This is a genomic window from Hydrogenophaga sp. YM1 (assembly GCF_016903055.1).
Taxonomy (GTDB): Bacteria; Pseudomonadota; Gammaproteobacteria; order Burkholderiales; family Burkholderiaceae_C; genus Hydrogenophaga; species Hydrogenophaga borbori.
Genome location: NZ_CP070223.1, coordinates 260,286 through 279,429 on the forward strand (window position 1 = coordinate 260,286; position 19,144 = coordinate 279,429).

16 protein-coding genes are annotated in these 19,144 nt (G+C 67.7%); 4 read left to right on the forward strand and 12 right to left on the reverse strand.

Annotated features, from left to right (window positions below; all coding sequences use genetic code 11):
- The first annotated feature begins 3 nt into the window (after nucleotides 1-3).
- A complete protein-coding gene (locus tag JNX00_RS01280) occupies nucleotides 4-645 on the forward strand; it encodes an MBL fold metallo-hydrolase (protein WP_070400205.1) in 642 nt (213 codons plus the stop codon).
- A gap of 3 nt (nucleotides 646-648) precedes the next feature.
- Here the strand turns inward: JNX00_RS01280 and JNX00_RS01285 are convergent, their stop codons facing one another.
- Nucleotides 649-1,506, reverse strand: a complete 858-nt coding sequence (locus JNX00_RS01285; RefSeq protein ID WP_204743857.1) for a M48 family metallopeptidase — start codon at nucleotides 1,504-1,506, stop codon at nucleotides 649-651.
- A 58-nt stretch (nucleotides 1,507-1,564) separates the two neighbouring features.
- Between JNX00_RS01285 and JNX00_RS01290 the strand changes: the two genes are divergently transcribed.
- A complete protein-coding gene (locus JNX00_RS01290) occupies nucleotides 1,565-2,956 on the forward strand; it encodes an MFS transporter (RefSeq protein ID WP_070400206.1) in 1,392 nt (463 codons plus the stop codon).
- Here the strand turns inward: JNX00_RS01290 and JNX00_RS01295 are convergent.
- Nucleotides 2,916-4,445, reverse strand: coding sequence for an AMP-binding protein (locus tag JNX00_RS01295; RefSeq protein ID WP_239478227.1), 1,530 nt, complete (start codon nucleotides 4,443-4,445; stop codon nucleotides 2,916-2,918). The two genes, JNX00_RS01290 and JNX00_RS01295, sit on opposite strands and share 41 nt — an antisense overlap.
- 137 nt (nucleotides 4,446-4,582) lie before the next feature.
- On the opposite strand from JNX00_RS01295, the gene JNX00_RS01300 reads away from it, so the two are divergent.
- Together JNX00_RS01300 and JNX00_RS01305 are read left to right on the forward strand one after the other, a co-directional pair.
- Nucleotides 4,583-5,302: a response regulator transcription factor gene (locus tag JNX00_RS01300; protein WP_070400207.1), complete on the forward strand. Its 720-nt coding sequence runs from the start codon at nucleotides 4,583-4,585 to the stop codon at nucleotides 5,300-5,302.
- 5 nt (nucleotides 5,303-5,307) lie between these two features.
- A complete protein-coding gene (locus tag JNX00_RS01305; protein WP_204743858.1) occupies nucleotides 5,308-6,552 on the forward strand; it encodes an ATP-binding protein in 1,245 nt (414 codons plus the stop codon).
- Between the two features lie 227 nt (nucleotides 6,553-6,779).
- Here the strand turns inward: JNX00_RS01305 and JNX00_RS01310 are convergent, their stop codons facing one another.
- The 10 genes from JNX00_RS01310 to JNX00_RS01355 form a co-directional block, all read right to left on the reverse strand.
- Nucleotides 6,780-8,750, reverse strand: coding sequence for a nucleoside-diphosphate sugar epimerase/dehydratase (locus JNX00_RS01310; RefSeq protein WP_204743859.1), 1,971 nt, complete (start codon nucleotides 8,748-8,750; stop codon nucleotides 6,780-6,782).
- Nucleotides 8,747-9,328: an acetyltransferase gene (locus JNX00_RS01315; RefSeq protein WP_204743860.1), complete on the reverse strand. Its 582-nt coding sequence runs from the start codon at nucleotides 9,326-9,328 to the stop codon at nucleotides 8,747-8,749. Before JNX00_RS01315 ends, JNX00_RS01310 begins: the two co-directional genes overlap by 4 nt.
- Nucleotides 9,329-9,358: 30 nt before the next feature.
- The gene (locus JNX00_RS01320; RefSeq protein WP_204743861.1) at nucleotides 9,359-9,922 is read right to left on the reverse strand and encodes a sugar transferase; all 564 of its coding nucleotides are present in this window, start codon (nucleotides 9,920-9,922) and stop codon (nucleotides 9,359-9,361) included.
- Nucleotides 9,919-10,878 carry an SDR family oxidoreductase gene (locus JNX00_RS01325; RefSeq protein WP_083293270.1) on the reverse strand — a complete coding sequence of 320 codons (960 nt, stop codon included), beginning with the start codon at nucleotides 10,876-10,878 and terminating at the stop codon, nucleotides 9,919-9,921. The genes JNX00_RS01320 and JNX00_RS01325 overlap by 4 nt, the downstream gene beginning before the upstream one ends.
- Complete coding sequence (gene wecB, locus JNX00_RS01330) at nucleotides 10,875-12,002, reverse strand: UDP-N-acetylglucosamine 2-epimerase (non-hydrolyzing) (protein WP_070400213.1); 1,128 nt, start codon at nucleotides 12,000-12,002, stop codon at nucleotides 10,875-10,877. Before wecB ends, JNX00_RS01325 begins: the two co-directional genes overlap by 4 nt.
- Nucleotides 11,995-13,005 carry a polysaccharide biosynthesis protein gene (locus JNX00_RS01335; RefSeq protein ID WP_070400214.1) on the reverse strand — a complete coding sequence of 337 codons (1,011 nt, stop codon included), beginning with the start codon at nucleotides 13,003-13,005 and terminating at the stop codon, nucleotides 11,995-11,997. The genes wecB and JNX00_RS01335 overlap by 8 nt, the downstream gene beginning before the upstream one ends.
- Before the next feature lie 6 nt (nucleotides 13,006-13,011).
- The gene (locus JNX00_RS01340; RefSeq protein WP_070400215.1) at nucleotides 13,012-13,878 is read right to left on the reverse strand and encodes an SDR family oxidoreductase; all 867 of its coding nucleotides are present in this window, start codon (nucleotides 13,876-13,878) and stop codon (nucleotides 13,012-13,014) included.
- Complete coding sequence (locus JNX00_RS01345) at nucleotides 13,875-15,200, reverse strand: glycosyltransferase family 4 protein (protein WP_239478228.1); 1,326 nt, start codon at nucleotides 15,198-15,200, stop codon at nucleotides 13,875-13,877. Before JNX00_RS01345 ends, JNX00_RS01340 begins: the two co-directional genes overlap by 4 nt.
- Complete coding sequence (locus JNX00_RS01350; protein ID WP_204743862.1) at nucleotides 15,128-17,536, reverse strand: hypothetical protein; 2,409 nt, start codon at nucleotides 17,534-17,536, stop codon at nucleotides 15,128-15,130. The genes JNX00_RS01345 and JNX00_RS01350 overlap by 73 nt, the downstream gene beginning before the upstream one ends.
- A 75-nt stretch (nucleotides 17,537-17,611) precedes the next feature.
- Nucleotides 17,612-19,066, reverse strand: coding sequence for a hypothetical protein (locus tag JNX00_RS01355; protein ID WP_204743863.1), 1,455 nt, complete (start codon nucleotides 19,064-19,066; stop codon nucleotides 17,612-17,614).
- Between the last annotated feature and the right edge of the window lie 78 nt (nucleotides 19,067-19,144).

Sequence of the window (19,144 nt, forward strand, 5' to 3'; positions counted from 1 at the left end):
GCGATGCTGCGCTACCGCACCATTCCCGTCACCGCCTTTGCCCAGAACTGCTCCATCGTCTGGTGCGACGAGACGATGGAGGCCGCCGTCATCGACCCGGGCGGCGACCTGGACACACTGCTGGACGAGGCGCGGCGCCTGGGCGTCGCACTCAAGGCCATCTGGCTCACGCACGCGCACATCGACCACGCGGGCGCCACGGCCGAGCTGGCGCGGCGCCAGTCGCTGCCCATCGTGGGCCCGCACGAGGGCGACCGCTTCTGGATCGACGCCCTGCCGCAGCAGGGCGCGATGTTCGGCTTCCCGCCGGCGGAGACCTTCACGCCCACGCGCTGGCTGCACGATGGCGACACGGTGCGCATCGGCCGGTGTGAACTCGCGGTGCGCCACTGCCCGGGCCACACGCCGGGGCATGTGGTGTTCCATTCGAAGGACGCGCAGCGCGCCTTCGTGGGCGACGTGCTGTTCGTGGGAAGCATCGGCCGCACGGACTTCCCGGGCGGCAACCACGCGCAACTGCTGGCCAGCATCCGCGAGCGGCTCTGGCCCATGGGGGACGAGACGGTGTTCATCCCCGGGCACGGGCCCGAGGGCCGCTTCGGGCAGGAGCGGCGCTCCAACCCCTTCGTGGGCGAGCGGGCCTGAACCTCAGCCCTTGCGGGCCTGTTCGTACAGGCCCTGCACCTTGGGCACGTTGGCCTCGAGCTGGCGGATGCGCTCCGGGCCTGTCGGGTGGGTGGACAGGAAGCCCGGCGCCGCGCCGCCGCCGGCCGCGGCCATCTTCTGCCACAGCGTGACGGCCGCGCGCGGCTGGTAGGCCGAGCGCGCCGCGAGCTCCAGGCCCACCAGATCGGCCTCGGTTTCGTCGTCGCGGCTGTACTTCAGGCTCAGCAGCTGCGTGCCCAGGTTGGCCGCCACGTCGCCGAGCTGGCCCAGCCCCAGCAGCTGCGCGGCGATGGACAGCCCGATGCCGGTGGCGTTGGTCTTGGCCACGCGCGAGCGCGCGTGTTCGCGCAGGGCGTGCGCCATCTCGTGGCCCATGATCATCGCGGCCTCGTCGTCGCTGAGCTTGAGCTTGTCGAGGATGCCGGTGTAGAAGGCGATCTTGCCGCCGGGCATGCAGAAGGCGTTGATCTGCTCGCTGCGGATGAGGTTGACCTCCCACTGCCAGCGCGTGGCGCGCTTGTTCCACTGCGGCGAATGCGGAATGAGGCGCTGCGCCATGTTGCGCAGGCGCAGGACCTGCGGGTCGCCGCCGGCCACCAGCGCGCCCTTGGCCTTGGCCTCGGCCATCATCTGGCCGTACTGCTGGGTGGCGGCGTTTTCCAGCTCCTCGGCGGGCACCAGGTTGCGCAGGGCCGAGCCTTGCCCGACGTCGACCTGCGCGAGCGCCGGCGCGGCGGCGGCCGCACCGGCGGCGAGCACGAAGGCGCGGCGCGCCGACCACACCGTTTCGGCGCGGGGCGGGGCGGGGTCACGGGTCTTGAGGTCGCAGAGGAAGCACATGGGCGAATAATAGGCAAAGCCGCGCGCGCCTGCGTGACGGCCTTCCACCATCCATCGCATGCCGACCGACGCCCACCCGCCCACGCCCGCCGCCGATCAACGCCTGTCGTGGGCCCAGACGCTGCGCGTCTACCTCGAACCCGCCAGCCTGCGCATGTTCGCGCTCGGCTTCTCGGCCGGCCTGCCGCTGCTGCTGGTGCTGGGCACGCTGAGCTTTCGCCTGCGTGAGGCCGGCATCGACCGCACCACCATTGGCTACCTGAGCTGGGTGGGCCTGGCCTACGGCTTCAAGTGGTGCTGGGCGCCGCTGGTGGACCGGCTGCCGATCCCGCTGCTGACGCGCGCGTTGGGGCGGCGCCGCAGCTGGCTGCTGCTGTCGCAACTGGCCATCGTGGCGGGGCTGGTGGGCATGGCGCTGGTCGACCCGCGCGCCGGGCTGGACGCCGTGGTCTGGTGCGCCCTGGCGGTGGCCTTCGCCTCGGCCACGCAGGACATCGCGCTGGACGCCTTTCGCATCGAATCGGCCGACACCCAGCGCCAGGGCGCGCTGGCCGCCACCTACCAGACGGGCTACCGCCTGGCCATGATCTGGGCCGGCGCCGGCGTGCTGTGGCTGGCCGCGCGCGCCGAAACCGCGGGCGGTGGCTACCAGCAAGGCGCCTGGTCCACGGCCTACCTGGCGATGGCCGCCAGCATGGCCGTGGGCGTGCTCACCGTGCTGTTCTCGCGCGAACCCGTGCGCGTGGAGCTGCCGCCCGCGCGCGACTTCCGCGAGTGGCTGCGCACCGCCCTGATCGAGCCCTTCGCCGACTTTCTGCGCCGCTACGGCAAGCACGCGGTGCTGGTGCTGGCGCTGATCGGCGTCTACCGCATCAGCGACGTGGTGATGGGCATCATGGCCAACCCCTTCTACGTGGACATGGGCTACACCAAGGACCAGGTGGCCGCGGTGAGCAAGGTCTACGGCGTCATCATGACCCTGCTGGGCGCCTTCATCGGCGGCGCGCTGTCCATGCGCCTGGGCGTGATGCGCGTGCTCATGCTGGGCGCGGTGCTGTCGGCCGCCAGCAACCTGCTGTTCGCCTGGCTCTCCGGCCAGACGGCGAGCCTGGCGGCGCTGATCCTGGTCATCTCGGCCGACAATCTGAGCGCGGGCGTGGCCTCCGCGGCCTTCATCGCCTTCCTTTCCGGCCTCACGAACGTGAGCTACTCGGCCACGCAGTACGCGCTGTTCAGCTCCATGATGCTGCTGGCGCCGAAGTGGGTGGCGGGGTACTCGGGCGCCTTCGTCGACCACTTCGGCTACACGCCCTTCTTCATCGGCACGGCCCTGCTGGGCCTGCCGGTGCTGCTGCTGATCTGGCTGGCCACGCGCTGGCTGCCGGCGCCGTCCGCTGCCGCGGCGGCCCCTAGCGCTGACTCACCAGCCAGGCCCGGATCGCCGGCTTGACGACCTTGCCCAGCGCGGTGCGCGGCAAGGCGTCGACGCGGTGCCAGTACCGCGGCCACTTGTAGCGCGCCAGGCGGCCCTCCAGCGCGGCGGACACGCCGCTCTGCCAGTCCTCGGGGGCGGTCTCGCGCAGCACCACCACGGCCACGCAGGCCTCGCCCCAGCGCTCATCGGGGCGGCCCACCACGGCGCACTCGGCCACCCAGGGGTGCTCGGCCAGCAGCTGCTCGATCTCGGCCGGGTAGATGTTCTCGCCGCCCGAGATGATCATGTCCTTGGCGCGGCCCACCACCACGTAGCTGCCGTCGGGGTCCTGGCGCGCCAGATCGCCGCTGTGGAAGAAGCCCTCGGCGTCCAGCGCGGCGATGTCGGGCCAGTACAGCCCCACCACGTTGGGGCCACGCACGCAGATCTCGCCCACGCGGCCGCGCGCCACGGGCTCCCCATCGGCGCCGACGAGCCGGATCTCCACGCCCGGCGCGGGCCAGCCGCAGGAGCCCACGTGGTCCATGGCCTCGGCCGGGCCGAGGGCGATGGAGAACGGGCCGGTCTCGGTGCTGCCGTAGACGTTGCACACCGGCAGGCCGCGCGCGTGGCAGGCCCGCAGCAGGTCGGCCGGCAGCAGGCTGGAGCCCGCCCACAGGGCGCGCAGGCAGGACAGGTCGGCCCGGGCCCAGCGCGGGTGCTGCACCAGGGCCTGCAGCGTGGCGGGCACCTGCAGCGTCAGCGTGGGGCGCGAGGCGGCCAGGGCGTCGAACACGGCGCCGGGGTCGAAGCGGCGGTGCAGCAGCACGGTGGCGCCGCGCGAAAGCGCGGGCAGCGTCTGGATGCACAGGCCGCCCACATGGAACAGCGGCAGCGCGGTGAGAACCGTGTCCCGCTCGGTGATCTCCTGCACCTGCGCGGCGATGGCCATGTTGGCGAGCAGGTTGGCCTGGGTGTGGACCGCCCCCTTGGGCTGGCCGGTGGTGCCCGAGGTGTAGACCAGCAGCACCGGGTCGTCCGGGCCGCCCTCATGGGGCGCGTGGCCGTCCGGGGGCTCGGTGGGCGGCTCGTCGCCGCTCTCCAGGGCCTCCACGGGCATCGCCGCGAGGCCGTGCGCGGCGGCCAGCGCGCGGGCCGGTTCGGCAAAGGCCTCGTCGTGCACCAGCAACACGGGGGCGCTGTCGTTCAGCACGGCGGCCCACTCGGCGGGCGCCAGGCGGTGGTTCAGCGGCACCAGCAGGGCGCCGCGCCGGGCCAGTGCGAACAGCAGGGCGATCTGTGCGGGGTGGTTGAAGCCCAGCCAGGCCACGCGCAGGCCGCGCTCCACGGGCAGGGCCTGCGCCAGCACCCGGGCGCGCTGCGCCAGCGTGGCGTAATCGAGGGACTGCCACTGCGGATCGCCGCCGTCCCAGCGCAGAGCGAGGTGGCGGGGATGGATCTGGGCGCGTTGCGCGAGCAGCGCGTCCAGGGTGTCGGCGGCGGTCGTCGGCATGGACAGGGGCATGGCGGGGGCGGGGATGGTCACCGGGCGGCGGACATGGAGAGCACCATGATTTACCCAACTTTACGTGCAGCGCAAGGCCGGTTCATCCCGCGGGTGCAGCATCGGCCGCTCCGGCAGCCACCGCTACACTGAACCGCATGACGACCGCCCACCTGCTGATGATCGAGGACGACGCCCGGCTGGCCCAGATGGTGCAGGAGTACCTGGGGCAATCGGGCTTCGCGGTGGCCCACGCCGCCGACGGCGAAAGTGGCCTGGAGCAATTGCCGCTGGTGCAACCCGAGTTGGTCATCCTCGATCTGATGCTGCCCGGCATCGACGGCCTGGAGGTGTGCCGGCGCATCCGCTCGCTGAGCACCGCGCAGGCGCGCGTGCCGGTGCTCATGCTCACCGCCAAGGGCGACCCGATGGACCGTGTCATTGGCCTGGAGCTGGGGGCCGACGACTACCTGCCCAAGCCCTTCGAGCCGCGCGAGCTGCTGGCGCGCGTGCGCGCCGTGCTGCGCCGCCGCGCCGAAAACGGGGGCAACGGCGGCAGCCGCGCCACGCCGGTCATGCGCTTCGGTTCGCTGGAGATCGACCGCGACGCGCGCACCGTCACCGTGGCCGACCAGCCGGCGGAGCTCACGTCCTACCAGTTCGATCTGCTCGTGGCCATGGCCGAACGAGCGGGACGCGTGCTCACGCGCGACCAGATCATGGAAGCCGTGCGCGGCCGCGAGCTGGAGGCCTTCGACCGCTCGATCGACGTGCACATCGGGCGCATCCGCGGCGCCATCGAGGCGGACAGCAAGAACCCCAAGCGCATCCTCACAGTGCGCGGCGTGGGCTACGTGTTCGCCAAGCAGCAAGACTGAGCCCGGTGAGCCTGTCGCTGTTCGGCCAACGCCTGTACCTGCGCATCTGGCTGGCGGTGGTGGCCGCCGTGACCGTGCTCACGCTGGTGGTGGGCTGGCTGTGGCAGCAGACCCTGGAGCGTGACCGCGAGGAGCGCGAAGCGCGCGTGATGCGCACCATCATCGTGGAGAACACCGCGGGCGACGTGCTGGGCGATGCGCCCGCGCGGGCCGAGCGCATCCCCGGCGAGGGCTGGCGCTTCGAGGTGATCATGCGGGACGGCGAGAAGCTCTACGTGATGCTGCCGTTCTCCAACCGCGGCGCGCCCTCCAACCCGGGCAGCCGGGCGCCGGCCTGGCTGCTCACGCCCGCCGGCTTCGCCTGGCTGCTCGGCCTGGTGGCCCTGGCGGTGGCGCTGGGGGCCTATCCCATCGTGCGCCGCCTCACCAAGCGCCTGGAGACTTTGCAGAAGGGCGTGGAGCGCTGGGGTGCGGGCGACCTGTCCACGCGCCTGTCGGTGAATGGGCAGGACGAGGTGGCTTTCCTGGCCAAGCGCTTCAACGTGGCGGCCGAGCGTGTGCAGACGCTGCTGCAGTCGCACAAACGCCTGCTGGCCAATGCCTCGCACGAGCTGCGCTCGCCGTTGGCGCGCATCCGCATGGGGCTGGCGCTGATCGGTAGCGACCCCAGCCAGCAGGCCCAGCGCGCCGAGATCGCGCGCAGCATCGACGAGCTGGACCAGCTCATCGATGAGATCCTGCTGGCGAGCCGGCTCGACCTGAGCGATCCCTCCGACCCGGCCGCGCTGGGCCCGGAGGAAGAGGTGGACCTGCTGGGCCTGGCCGCCGAGGAGTGCGCGCGCGCCGGGGCCGAACTCGAGGCCGCGCCGGCCGCGGGCGGGGTGGTGGTGCATGGCCACGCCAAGCTGCTGCGCCGCGTGCTGCGCAATCTGCTGGAGAACGCGCGCCGCTACGGCCGCGGTGCGGGCAAGGCCGATGCCGAGGTGCGGCTGGGCCTGAGCGTGCGCGAGAGTGGCCGATCGCGCACGGCGGTGCTGACGGTGGACGACCACGGGCCGGGCGTGCCGCCCGAGCTGCGCGAGCGCATCTTCGAGCCCTTCTACCGTCTGCCGGGCGCCAGCGAGCGCGAAGGCGGCGTCGGCTTGGGCCTCGCGCTGGTGCGAACGATCGTCGAACGCCATGGGGGCGCGGTGCGCTGCGAGGACCGGCCGGGCGGCGGGGCACGGTTTGTGGTCACGCTGCCGGCCTGAACGGCCGTTCGGTTCCAGGGTGACGCCGCCTGCTTCCCCCAAATTGGGGATGCCATCGGCGTGGGAGACCCGTGAGAATTCGGCAGTTGCTGTCACGACACCCGTTCAGAGCCGATGTATGTGCGTGCCGCATATCTGACCAGGCCCGAGACACCGGATTGATCAGGTCTCCCAACGACGTCCTCTCGAGGACTTGGCAAAGCCACCGAAAGGTGGCTTTTTTTTGTTCAGGCCGACCCGGTGGGTGCGAGCGGGGCCTGTGGATCGGTGTGCAGCCAATCCACTACCTCGCCCGCCGGCTGGTAGCCCTGCACCGCCTGCTGCAGCAACGCGCGAATGGCGTTGACGTCGTTGGACCGCATGGCGGTGTCCAGGGCTTCCAGCAGGCCCAGCAGCGTGTCGGGGGGGAGCAGCGCTTCCTGGGCGCGCAGGATGCGCGGGTGTTGCGTGGGCAGCGGGTTGTCGCCGATCAACAGTTCCTCGTAGAGCTTCTCACCGGGCCGCAGGCCGGTGATCTGGATCTCGATCTGGCCCCAGGGCTGCTGCTCGTTTTTCACTTGCAGGCCGGAGAGTTCGACCATGCGGTGGGCGAGGTCGACGATGCGCACCGGCTCGCCCATGTCGAGCACGAAGACGTCGCCGCCCTCGGCCATGGCGCCGGCCTGGATGACGAGCTGCGCCGCCTCGGGGATGGTCATGAAGAAGCGCGTGATGTCGGGGTGCGTGACCGTGACGGGCCCGCCGGCGGCGATCTGCCCGCGAAACAGCGGCACCACCGACCCGCTGGAGCCCAGCACATTGCCGAAGCGCACCATGCTGAACACGGTGCGGGCGGCGTGCCGCTCGGCCAAGGCCTGCAGCACCAGCTCGGCCAGGCGCTTGCTGGCGCCCATGATGTTGGTGGGGCGCACGGCCTTGTCGGTGCTGATGAGCACCATGTGGCGCACGCCGGCCTCCAGCGCGGCCTGGGCCGTGACCCAGGTGCCCCAGACGTTGTTGCGCAGGCCCTGCACCGCGTTGTGCTCCACCAGCGGCACGTGCTTGTAGGCGGCGGCGTGGTAGAGCGTGTGCGGCTGCCAGGCCTTGAGGATCTGGCCCATGCGGTCCTCGTCCTGGACGGAAGCCAGCAGCGGAACGACCTCCATGGCGTCGGTGTCCACCCGCTGCATGAGTTCCTGGTGGATGGCGTACAGGGCGTATTCGCTCTGTTCGATGAGCAGCAGGGTGCGAGGCCGCAGCGAGGCGATCTGGCGGCACAACTCGCTGCCGATGCTGCCGCCCGCGCCCGTGACGGCGACCACCTGATCGCGGATCAGCTTGTCCAGCAGGGCGGGGTCGGGCGTCACGGGCTCGCGACCCAGCAGGTCCTCGATGTCGAGCTCGCGCAGGTCGCTGAGGTTGACGCGGCCCGAGGCGAGGTCGGACATGCCGGGCAGGGTGCGCACGTGCAAGGGCAGGGGTCGCAGCGATTCGAGGATCTCGCGCCGGCGCTTCTGCGAGGCCGAGGGCAGGGCCAGCAGCACGTCGGTGGCGCCGATGGTGGTCACCAGTTCGCGCAGCTTGTCCGGCCGGTAGACATTGCGTCCGTCCAGGCTGTTGCCCTGCAGGGCCGGGTCGTCGTCGATGAAGCCGAGCAGCCGGTGCTCGGGGCTGCGCGCCAGCGCGGCGGCCAGCTGTCGGCCGGCGGTGCCGGCACCGTAGATCAGCACGCCGGGCAGCTCCTTGCGCATCAGCACCTTGCGGTACAGGCCGCCCAGCCAGACGCGAACGAACAGGCGGCTGAGGCCGATGAAGATGAACAGCAGCAGGGGCTGGATCACGCCCACCGAGCGCGGCACGCCGGGCACGCCGATGGCGGTGAAGACCGTGGCGTAGAACAGGCCATAGAGCGCCATGGCCTGGCCCAGGCTGAGCATGGCGTTCCAGCCGGCGTAGCGGAAGATGGCGCGGTACAGGCCGAAGCGGGCGAAGAGGGGGATGGCCATTGGCACCGAGCCGATCACGGCCCAGAGGTAAGGCATCTCCAGGCGCAGCCAGACCTCCAGCCGCAGGTACAGGGCGACCCAGACGGCGAGCACGCACAAGGCCACGTCGACGGCCACCGCGAACGCCCGCTTCAGCATCCGCGGCATGTGCAGCAAGGCGCCGGCCAGGCCCTCGTCGGCGTGGCCGCTCGATCGGGGTTGCACGTCGTTCATGAACGGCCCTCGCCCGGGGCGACGATGGTGTCGTCGGGCAGGTGCACCCCATAGCCGAGGGCGGCGCCGGCTTGCAGCCAGGCCCGCTCGCCGATGGTGCTGCCGCCGGCCATGGTGGCATTGGCGCCGAGGTGGCCGAAATTCGCGACCTGCGCGTGGTGGTCGACCACGGCGCCGACGTTCACGATGGCGCCGTCGCCCAGCCGGGCCTGCGTGCCGAGCACGGCGCAGGCCATGAGCGCCGTTCCGGCGCCCAACACGGCGCTGGGCGAGGCGAAGGCGCGGGGGTGCACGAGCGTGGCCAGTTCGAGCCCGGCCGCGCGCGCGCACGCGCAGAGCGTCTGGCGGGTGCGGTTGTGGCCGATGGCCACATGCACCGAGGGGACGCCGCGGGCGGGCAATTGCTCGAGCAGGGCCGTCGGGCCCCAGACGGGTACGCCCATCACGTCCGTGCCGGCGGGCTGTTGGTCATCGAGGAAGGCCTGGACGTCGTAGCGGCCGTCCAGGCGCACGAGCTCGAGTACGCTGCGGCCATGGCCGCCGGCTCCAACGATGACGAGCGGCATCGGCTGGCTCATTCGACCTTGTCTCCCTGGGTGTCCGATGGGTCAGTGCTGCACGCCCTCGCGCCGCAGCACCTTCACGGCCGTGAGCCAGAGGATGCGCAGATCGAAGACCAAGCTCCGGCGCCGAAGATACTCGATATCCAGGGCGACCTTCTGTGGAATGGGCAGCTCGTCGCGGCCATTGATTTGCGCCCACCCGGTGAGCCCGGGAACGAGTTCGTGCACGCCCGCTTCGGTGCGCAAGGCAATCAGGTCGTCCTGGTTGAACAGCGCTGGCCGCGGGCCGACAAAGCTCATGTCGCCCTTGAGGATGCTCCAGAGTTGCGGCAGCTCGTCCAGGCTGGTCTTGCGCAGGAAGGGGCCGATGGGCGTCAGCCAGCGCGCCGGGTCGTCGAGCAGATGGGTGGCCACCGCAGGGGTGTCGGTGCGCATGCTGCGGAACTTGGGCATGCGAAAGAGGCGGTTGCGTCGGCCCACGCGGTCGCTCCAGTAGAGCGCGGGGCCGGGGGAGGTGAGGCGCACCGCGAGCGCGATGAACGCGACGGGCAGCAGCAGCAGCAGCGCCGCCGGTACGCCCAGCGCAAGGTCGAACAATCGCTTGCTCATGTTGGCAGCCCCATTGCGGCGCGGCGAAGGCCCTCGTCTACCGATACGGGAGGCGCCCACCCCAGGGTGTTGCGGGTGTGCGCGATGTCGACCTGCAGGCTGCCCAGCAGCCGCTGGGCCACGGCGCGTCGGCCCACGAGCGCTGCGCCGATTCCCAGCAGCGAGACCGGCACCGGCAGCAGGCGTGCGGGGCGACCCAGGGCCTGGCCCATGCGCTTGAGCAGCTCGGCCGTGGACAGATCCTCGCCATCGCTGGCCAGGAAGGTCTGGCCGGCCGCTGCGGGATGGTGGATGCAATGCGCCAGCAGGTCCACCAGATTGTCCAGCGCGACCAAGCTTCGGCGGTTCGCCGTCACGTCGCCCAGCGGCAGCGGCCAGCCGCTTCGCACAGCGCGCATGAGGGCCGCGAAATTGGCCTTTACGCCAGGGCCATACACCAGGGGTGGTCGGACTATCACGATTTCCATGCCGCTGGAGGCACCCAGTTCGCGCAAGCCGTCTTCTGCCTCGCGCTTGGATACGCCGTAAGGATCGAGCGGGGCCGGCACATCGTCGAATCGGAAGGCGCCTCCCGGGGGCGTCTGTTCACCATTGACTTTGATGCTGCTGACAAAGACGAAGCGCCGTACGCCGACGGCCGCCGCTTGGCGGGCCAAGTTCAGGGTGCCGGCGGTGTTGGCCAGGCGAAAGGCCGCCAAAGGATCGGCGGCCTGTTCGTCCATCACATGCACGCGCGCAGCCAAATGAACGACGGCGCGCTTGTGGACCAGGCAGCCGGACCAGTCCTGGTCGGGGGTCAACTCCATGGCTGCGATGGGCGTGCCCGACGCGAGCTGGCCAGATCGACGCGCTGTACCCAGCACCCGATGGCCATCGCGCCGCAGTCGTGCGTCCAGCGCCTGTCCAACAAATCCGGTCGCTCCAGTCAGCAGAATGTCACCCGGGGCGGTGTTCATGGGAGCGCGGGCTTGGACCAAACGGTTCGGTTCACGTAGTCCACGTAGCTGAGCACGACCCGCAGCACCTGGGTGGACACGGCCGGCGTTTCGTAGTCGCTGACCGGGCGCGCTGGTCCGGCGGGGTCGCTGGTCACGACCCGGATGGCGTCCAGGACGCGCTCGCGCTTGAGCCCGGACATGATCAACACGCCGGCGTCCATGCCCTCGGGGCGCTCGTGCGCGTTGCGGATGGTGATGGCCGGAAAGCCCAGCAGAGCGCTCTCTTCGGTGATGGTGCCGCTGTCAGAGATGGTGCAGCGTGCTCGCGTCTGCAGGTGGATGTAGTCGTTGAAACCGAAGGGTTTGAGGAATTGGATTTTCGGATGGTGTTGGCGCGTGCCCATCGCATCCAGACGTTTGCGCGTTCGGGGGTGCACCGACACCACCACTGGCAGGCCGAAGCTGTCGGCAATGCCGTTCAGTGTGTCAAGCAGGTCATCCAGATTGGCCTCGCTGTCGACGTTTTCCTCGCGGTGGGTGCTGACAATGAAGTACTGGCCGGCTTCCAGGTTCAAGCGCTCGAGCACGGTGGATCGTTCGATGCCGTCGCGGTAGTGGTCCAGCACCTCGCGCATGTGGGAGCCCGTCTTGATGATGGTTTCCGGCCGGATGCCCTCGGCGATCAGGTAGCGGCGCGCGTGCTCGGTCAGGACCAGGTTGATGTCGCTCAGGTGGTCCAGAACCTTGCGGTTCAACTCTTCGGGCACGCGCTGATCAAAGCAGCGGTTGCCCGCTTCCATGTGGAACACGGGGATTTTTCGCCGCTTGGCCGAGATCACCGAGAGGCAGGAATTGGTGTCGCCATACAGCAGCACGGCATCGGGCTGTTCCTGCGCCATGACGGCATCTGCGCGCTCGATCACTCGGGCGATGGTCTGGGCGGCGTTCTCGCCAGCGGCGTCGAGGAAGTGGTCCGGCTTGCGAATGCCGAGGTCGTCGAAGAAGACCTGGTTGAGCTCGTAGTCGAAGTTCTGTCCGGTGTGCACCAGCACATGCCGGGTGTGCGCGTCAAAAGCGGCGATGACGCGCGACATCTTGATCAGCTCGGGGCGCGTGCCCACGATGGTCATGACCTTAAGCACGCAGCCGCTCCTGGATGTAGTTCAGCTTCATCAGCAGTTGTTTGACGCCGGGGATATCGAGCCGCTCCGCGTTGTGCGAGGTGTAGTCTTCCAGTGCGGACACACGGGTTTCGCCCTCGACGAAGTACTTGTTGTAGTTGAGATCGCGGTCGTCCGAGGGAACGCGGTAGTAGCGACCCATGTCTTGCGCCTTGCCCATTTCCTCGCGCGACAGCAGCGACTCATAGAGTTTTTCGCCGTGACGGGTGCCGATGATTCGCACAGCCGCCGGGCTCTTGAACAGTTCGAGCAGCGCCTGGGCCAGGTCGCCCACCGTGGACGCTGGGGCCTTCTGAACAAAGATGTCGCCTTGGCTGCCGTGCTGGAACGCGTGCAGCACCAGGTCGACAGAATCCTCCAGCGACATCAGGAAGCGCGTCATGGCGGGATCGGTGACGGTGAGGTCTTGGCCGGCCTTGATTTGGTCGATGAACAGGGGAATCACCGACCCGCGCGAGGCCATGACGTTGCCGTAGCGCGTGGCGCAGAGCACGGTTTCGTCGGGGCCGCGCATGCGCGACTTGGCCACCATCAGTTTTTCCATCATGGCCTTGGAGATGCCCATGGCGTTGATGGGGTACACGGCCTTGTCGGTGCTCAGCACGACGACGCGGCGTACCCCGGCCGCGATGGCGGCGTTCATGACGTTCTCGGCACCCAGCACGTTGGTGCGCACCGCTTCCATGGGATAGAACTCGCAGGACGGCACCTGCTTCAGCGCGGCCGCGTGGAAGACGAAGTCCACGCCATGCATGGCCTGGTGCACGCTGTCGTAGTCGCGCACGTCGCCGATATAGAACTTCAGCTTGGGGTGCGACAGCGCGATGCGCATGTCTTCCTGCTTCTTCTCATCGCGGCTGAAGATGCGGATCTCGCGCACATCGGTGTCGAGGAATCGTTGCAGCACCGCGTTGCCAAAGGAACCGGTGCCACCGGTGATCATCAGGACGCCATTGGAGAACATGTCGAATCAGGTATGAGAGTGGAATTGGCGCATGCCGGCGATCAACGCCGGCCAGTCGGGTGCAACGTAGCCGGTGGCCATCTGGAACTTCGACGCGTCGAGTGAGCGGTCGATCACCAGCGAGGCGTCGGGCACGATCTCGATCTGGCGGCCATAGGCGGACGCTACGAGCGCCAGAAGGTCGGCCTTGGCGATGGCCCGCGTGGCCACGTGGTAGAGCCCGTGCAGGTCGGGGCGCGGCAGCACGTGGTCGCGCACGACGCGTGCAAGCTCCACGGTGGGCAGGCCCGAAAAGATGGCCCGGGTGAAGCCCTTGACGCTGCCCGACTGGGACAGGAACCAGCCGACCAGCCCGTTGGCACCACCCTCCAGCTCCTCGCCAATGATGGAGGTGCGCAAAGTGATGGTGTGGGGGTAGTCGACCTCGCCCAGATGCTTCGAGCGCCCGTACAGATCGGTAGCGTCGGCCGTGTCGGTCTCCACATAGTGGCCGCGCTGGCCGGAGAAGACGCAGTCGGTGCTGACGTGGATCAGCCGAGCCTTGGCGACGTCGCACAGGCGGGCGAGCCGGTGCGGCAGCAGAGCGTTGATGGGCAGCGCGGCCAGCGGATCATTGGCCGCCGCCAATTGCTTGATGAGGCCGATGCAATTGATGACCACGTCCGGACGCACGCGCGCGAAAATCTGGCTCAGCGTGTCGGCGTTCTCCACGTCCACTCCACTGACCAGGCGATCGGCCAGCGCGGGCGGAAAGTGCCGCCGAGCCCCGCTCGAGCGCACGGTGGCCCAGGTTTGCAGGCCGGGGGTCTGTGACAGCAGGTGGAACATGGCATGGCCGAGCATGCCCGTGCCGCCCAGGATCAGTACGTTCACCGGGAGGTCTCCTGCGGGGGGGCGGTGTGTTGCATGGTCAGTTGTTTCAGGTGCTCGATCAGCTTGTCCGTGAGTGTCGGCAGGCTGAAATGCGCGGCCGCGTAACGGCTGGCATTGTCTCCCATTGCCGCACGGCGCCTGTCATCCAGCGCGTGCATGGTCTGCACGGCCTCGGCCAGTGCCGCGGCGTCGCCGGCCGGGCAGTCAAGACCGGCATCGGCCTCGCGCACCAGACGCGCACCTTCGCCGTTGATGGCCGCGATGATGGGGCGGCCCGCAGCCAGGTAGGCCTGCAGCTTGCTCGGCACGGTGTACGCGAAGATGGGTTCGTCGCGCAGAGTCAACAGCACCGCCGAGGCGGCCGCCAACAGGATGGGCATGTCGGCTGGCGCGAAGCGCCCCGGCAGCACCAGGTTGCGCAGGCCGTGTTCATGCATCTGTTGCGCCAGCCAATCGGACAGGCTGCCGCTGCCGATCAGGTAGAGGCGCACCGGGGAGCCGGCGGCCTGCAGCCGGCGTGCCGCGTCCACGACGGTATCCAGCGCCTGCGCGGTGCCCAGGTTGCCGGCGAAGGCGATGGAGAAGCCCTGGGCCATTTCGCTGGCCAGCTGGCGCGCCGCTTCGCTGGCCTGGGCCTCGAGGCCTTCCCCGGTCCAGGCGTTCGGGTAGTAGTGGATGCGTGCAGGCTCTGGCGCGATGGCAGCGATCGGTTCGCGGAATGCTTCCGAGGGGATGAGGATGCTGTCGGTGTGCCGGTAAATGAAGCGCACGACCTGGCGTATGGCCGACAGCACGCGCTGATTGCGAATGAAGCCCGTGGCGGACAGGCTTTCGGGCCAGAGATCCTGCACCCACACCGCCAGTGGCGCCCGCTTCAGCCAGGCGATGGCTATGGCCGGCAGGGCCTGCAGCAGCGGCGAGGGCGCATACACCAGCACCGCGTCGAACGACCGGCCACGCAAGGCCCAGGGGCCCAACAGGCCGGCCGAGAGAATGAATGACAGGTAGTTCAGGGCCAGACGCGCGGCGCCTCTTCCGCGTGGCGCCAGCGGCACGCGCAGTATCTCGACATCACCCCACTTTTCGCGTGTCAGCCGGGTGGCCCGATAGCCCGCGAAGACGCGGCCCTCGGGGTAGTTGGGCTGGCCCGTCAAGACGGTCACCTTCACACCCCGTTGGGCCAGCGACTGCGCCAGCGCATTGATGCCAAACACCTCGGGCCAAGCGTACTGGCTGAAGATAAGCAACCTCATGCCTGTGTCGCCATTGGCTTCTTTGGGTCCACAACAGGGTGTTTCAGGCGCGAGATCAGCAAGCCCCAAATAAAGAACGTGATGATGCCGGGATACGGCTGGCGCATGCCAACCTTTAGCATGTTCTCGAAAAGCAAAAGGTAAAGAGCCGCCATCGCGGTGCCCAGCAGCACGGGGGAGTCCCACACCGCGCTCCGTTGTCGCCATAACCAGCCGAGTGTCCCGAGCAGCAGCACAATCAAGGGCAACATGGCGATGAAGCCGAAGTTGTACAGCGCGTCGAGCCAGTAGTTGTGCGCGCTCGGGTGTAGCACACGGTCGGGCGGCGTCGCATGCCCCAGCAGAAACGCCCTCGGTGTTTCAACGATGCCCGCCGCATAGAAACGCCAGTGCGTCATGCGGGTCGCGCCAGCCGCGGGCGATGTCGTCTCCGCTCTTTCAAGGTACGGCGCCAACTTGTTGTGCCATTGCAGGGTATCCCGAGGCCCGTTTTCGTCGCTCAACGACCGCGACAGCACGCCCGTTTCGGACAAAGCGATGTAAGCCACTGCGACCACTGCGGCAAGGCCCATGGCTACGCCAGCGCGGCGGTCGATGCGAACCCGCCGTAGGTGCGTTAACGCAAAACACAACAGGCAAACCGCGGTGCCTAGCACCGCGCCCCAGGAAAGTGAAGCCACGACATAGACCATCGCTACGGGCAGCAAGATCGCCAACCCGACGCGGTACTTGAGGCTGGCACCCCACAAAGACTGGCTTGTCATCATCAACAGCGCGACGATGACCATGGGGACGTACTGGAGGTGCTGGTAAATGCTGAAGAAAAACACCTTCGGGTGCAGCAGCGTGTAGCCCTGAAGCCAGGTGGCAAGCAGTTGGGCGGGGAGGATCAGCAGCAACACCCACAGCGCGGTGCGTTCAAACACGGTGGCCGGTGTACAGGCGCCAAACATCTGACCGAGGACCAGGCCAAACATCGGCAGGAGAAACTGGGCCAGCAGAATCAGCTTGGCCCCCTGTTGCGCGGGATTGCCTTGCGCGACCGTGAGTGAGGTGGTCACGAAAAGCAGTGCCGTAAAGAACAGCACGGCCATGCTGGTGCGTGCGGCGGTGTACTTGCCCAGCAGCGCGATACCCGAAAACAGGGCCAGGATCGACAAGGGCAGCGGCAGTTTGAGGATGCTTCCGCCGGCATCGAACACGAACGCCGGGTCCCGGAACAAGCCGCCTTTGATCTGAACGAAGACGGGGACGAGCAGCAGGAACGCAATACACCATGGGACGATGCGCGATTGCGTCAAGGAGGCGCTTCGCTGCCGCAAGCCCACGCCAGCAAGGAACGCCAGGCTGAGGCATCCGCTCAATCCATACAAGCCCGCGAGCGCACCGGGTCCCAGGACGTAGAAGAGGAACGGGACGCAAGTGGCGATCAGCACATTGGCCAGCAGGTCGGGGCCGAAGACGTCATCGCCGCCAGCTTGCTGGATGAGGCGGGTCCGAATGGCCGCTGCCACGCTCATGAGTGCCCCACCCGCGATCGATAGGCCCACGGTGATCCAGAACAGGGGCGCACGGCCCATGCCGTTCAACCACGCCGGTTGCATCCACGCGACTGCGCTCAAACCCAGGCCCGCCAGCAGCATGGTGGTCGGAACCAGCAGCAGCCACTTGGGCAGCTTGTTGCTGCCATAGCGATGGGCCAGGGTGGGTGCCAAGGCCTGCCCGTAGATGGTTGGAATCAGGCCACCGATGGCGAAGGCGGTGAAGAGGTCGCCCGCCGCCGCCTTGCCGGCGAGCAACACGATCGAGATACGAAAGACATAGACGCTGGTGCCGATGATGGCCGTGGAGCCAAAGTGGGGCAGCAGAGTCTTCAGCGAGAAGCGCTCCCCGTCTTTGCTGAGGGAGAGCTGCGCCTGGCGTGTCGCGAGGAGCGGAGCAAGGGCCCAAGGCAATGCGCAGAGCGCGAGGCTCCAGTCAAGAACGAGTGGCAGCAGGCACAGCATGAACGCGCCGGACTCCGCCATGATGGTTTGGCCGGGGATGGCGAACCGATGCTTCTGCTCGTGGCGTGCCAGGCCGATCTCGCCGAACCACTCCGATGCCCGCCGAAGGATGAGCACGACGGCCAGTGCAGCGCTTGCATCGCCGACCCCAACGCTGAGCACATAGGCTGTGGCGGACAGAGGCACAAGCAGCCACAGACGCGTTCTTAGCAGGCGCGCCGCTGCCGACCCGGAACCATCGGCAAGAATCAGGTTGCGCGCGTTGGCGGAAAACGCATAGAAGAGCGCAAGCGTGGCGCCTTGGACAAGGCCGATGTTGGCAGCGATCTCCGAGTGGCCGGCGACGCCGAACACCAGGAGCAGTGCCGTCATCGAAAACGAATTCAGCAAGGCGGCCATCGGAAAGATGAGCAGCGCACGTCGCGGTGCGTTGCCAGCGGTGGGTTTACCAGCAGACTCCATCGTGTTGATTGGTTAGCGAGAGACGTGAGGCGGTTGCATCCAACGCCGCGCCATCCAGTCCGCCACGGCAATAAGCAGCACGTTCAGCAATACCGTGCCAAAGAGCAGGTGGGATTGACTTGGAACATAGCCAAAACTCGCGTACCGAAAGGCCACGACCTGGGCCAGCAAGGAGCACAGCACCCAGTTTTGACCAGCCAACCGATACGACAGGAACTCGAACAGCGCAGCCACCAGTCCGAGCAGAAAAAGCCCGGCGAACAAGAAGGCCATCGAGCCGGGGTAGTAAAAGAACGCGATGACGCCGGGAAGGGATACGAAATGGTGCTTGGTCTTGTCGATCGCCGGCTCGTTATAGGGTGAATCGATGAAGTAGCGGTCGAAGAGACTGAGCTGGCCCTCTTGAAATTTTTCTTGCCATGCTTCCTTCCATAGGGACCAGCCCAGTCGCTGGGAAGAGGACACGGCCATCACGCCCTCAATGCCAACCCACCGATCAATGAACAGAGGCCCTGTCATCTTCTTCGCGCTTTCGGCAAAGTCCTTGGTGTCGTAGGCGAGCGTGGGCGTTGAGGACTTCGCCGTGGGAAGCTCGTAAATTTCCCCCAACACGCTGCTGGCGCGCAGGTAGTTGACGCTGAGCACGGACGCCGCAAACAAGGCCGCGAATGTGATCGACGCCACGGCCACGGTGCGCAGCGGCAGGCGCAGGTTCATGCCCAGCACGGTGCGCAGGCCGCCGAGCCCTAGGGCGGCGGAATTGAGGACCATGCCGCGGCTGAGCAGAGAGACATTGGACGTAAAGCACTCCATCAAAGGCGGGAAGATCGCCACCATGGACACGTTTCGCTGAAGTTCAATCTCAAACCGGATGATCAGCGCCGCCATCGAGGACAAGCCGAATTGCAGCAACCACTTGTAGATGCCGTTTAAACCAAACGGCAGCACCGTTTGCGTCACCATACCCCTCTGGTAGATGCCCAGCACGATGTTGCTGACACCAACGCCGAGCACCAGTACCACGAACAGCGCAATGCAAGTCTTTCGGTAGGTCCGGTAGAGTTCGAACAGCCCCTGACCAGTGCATGAAAGTGGTGTCGCGGGGTAATGAAAGAACCGCTGCCTGACGAAGCTGGCCAACAGCAGACCACCAAAACCCCACGAGGCCACCGTCAGGGCATGATCAAATGCGGCGCCCGAACCGTCAAAGGCGCCGACCGATTCATGAAACTGACCCGCGGTGAAAGCCACGCGCAGCGACAGCTTCAGCCAAAAGCCCAGCCACAGGAAGATGCCGATGAAGGTGTCGAAATAGATGGCCTGGCGACGAAACCCGATGAATAGCAGCGCGTTTGCTGTCAGCGTGAACACCGCGTAGACGATCCAGTGGCCCTCGTAGTGGGTACCTGCCACAAGAGCCAGCCCCAGGCAGGCCAGGGCGAACAACGAGGCAAAAATTCGGATCATGGGTATTCAGGCTCCCGACACGGTGCAGCGCAAATGCGCTCCCTGGCGCTGTCTTCGGCCGTGATGAGAACGGATTTT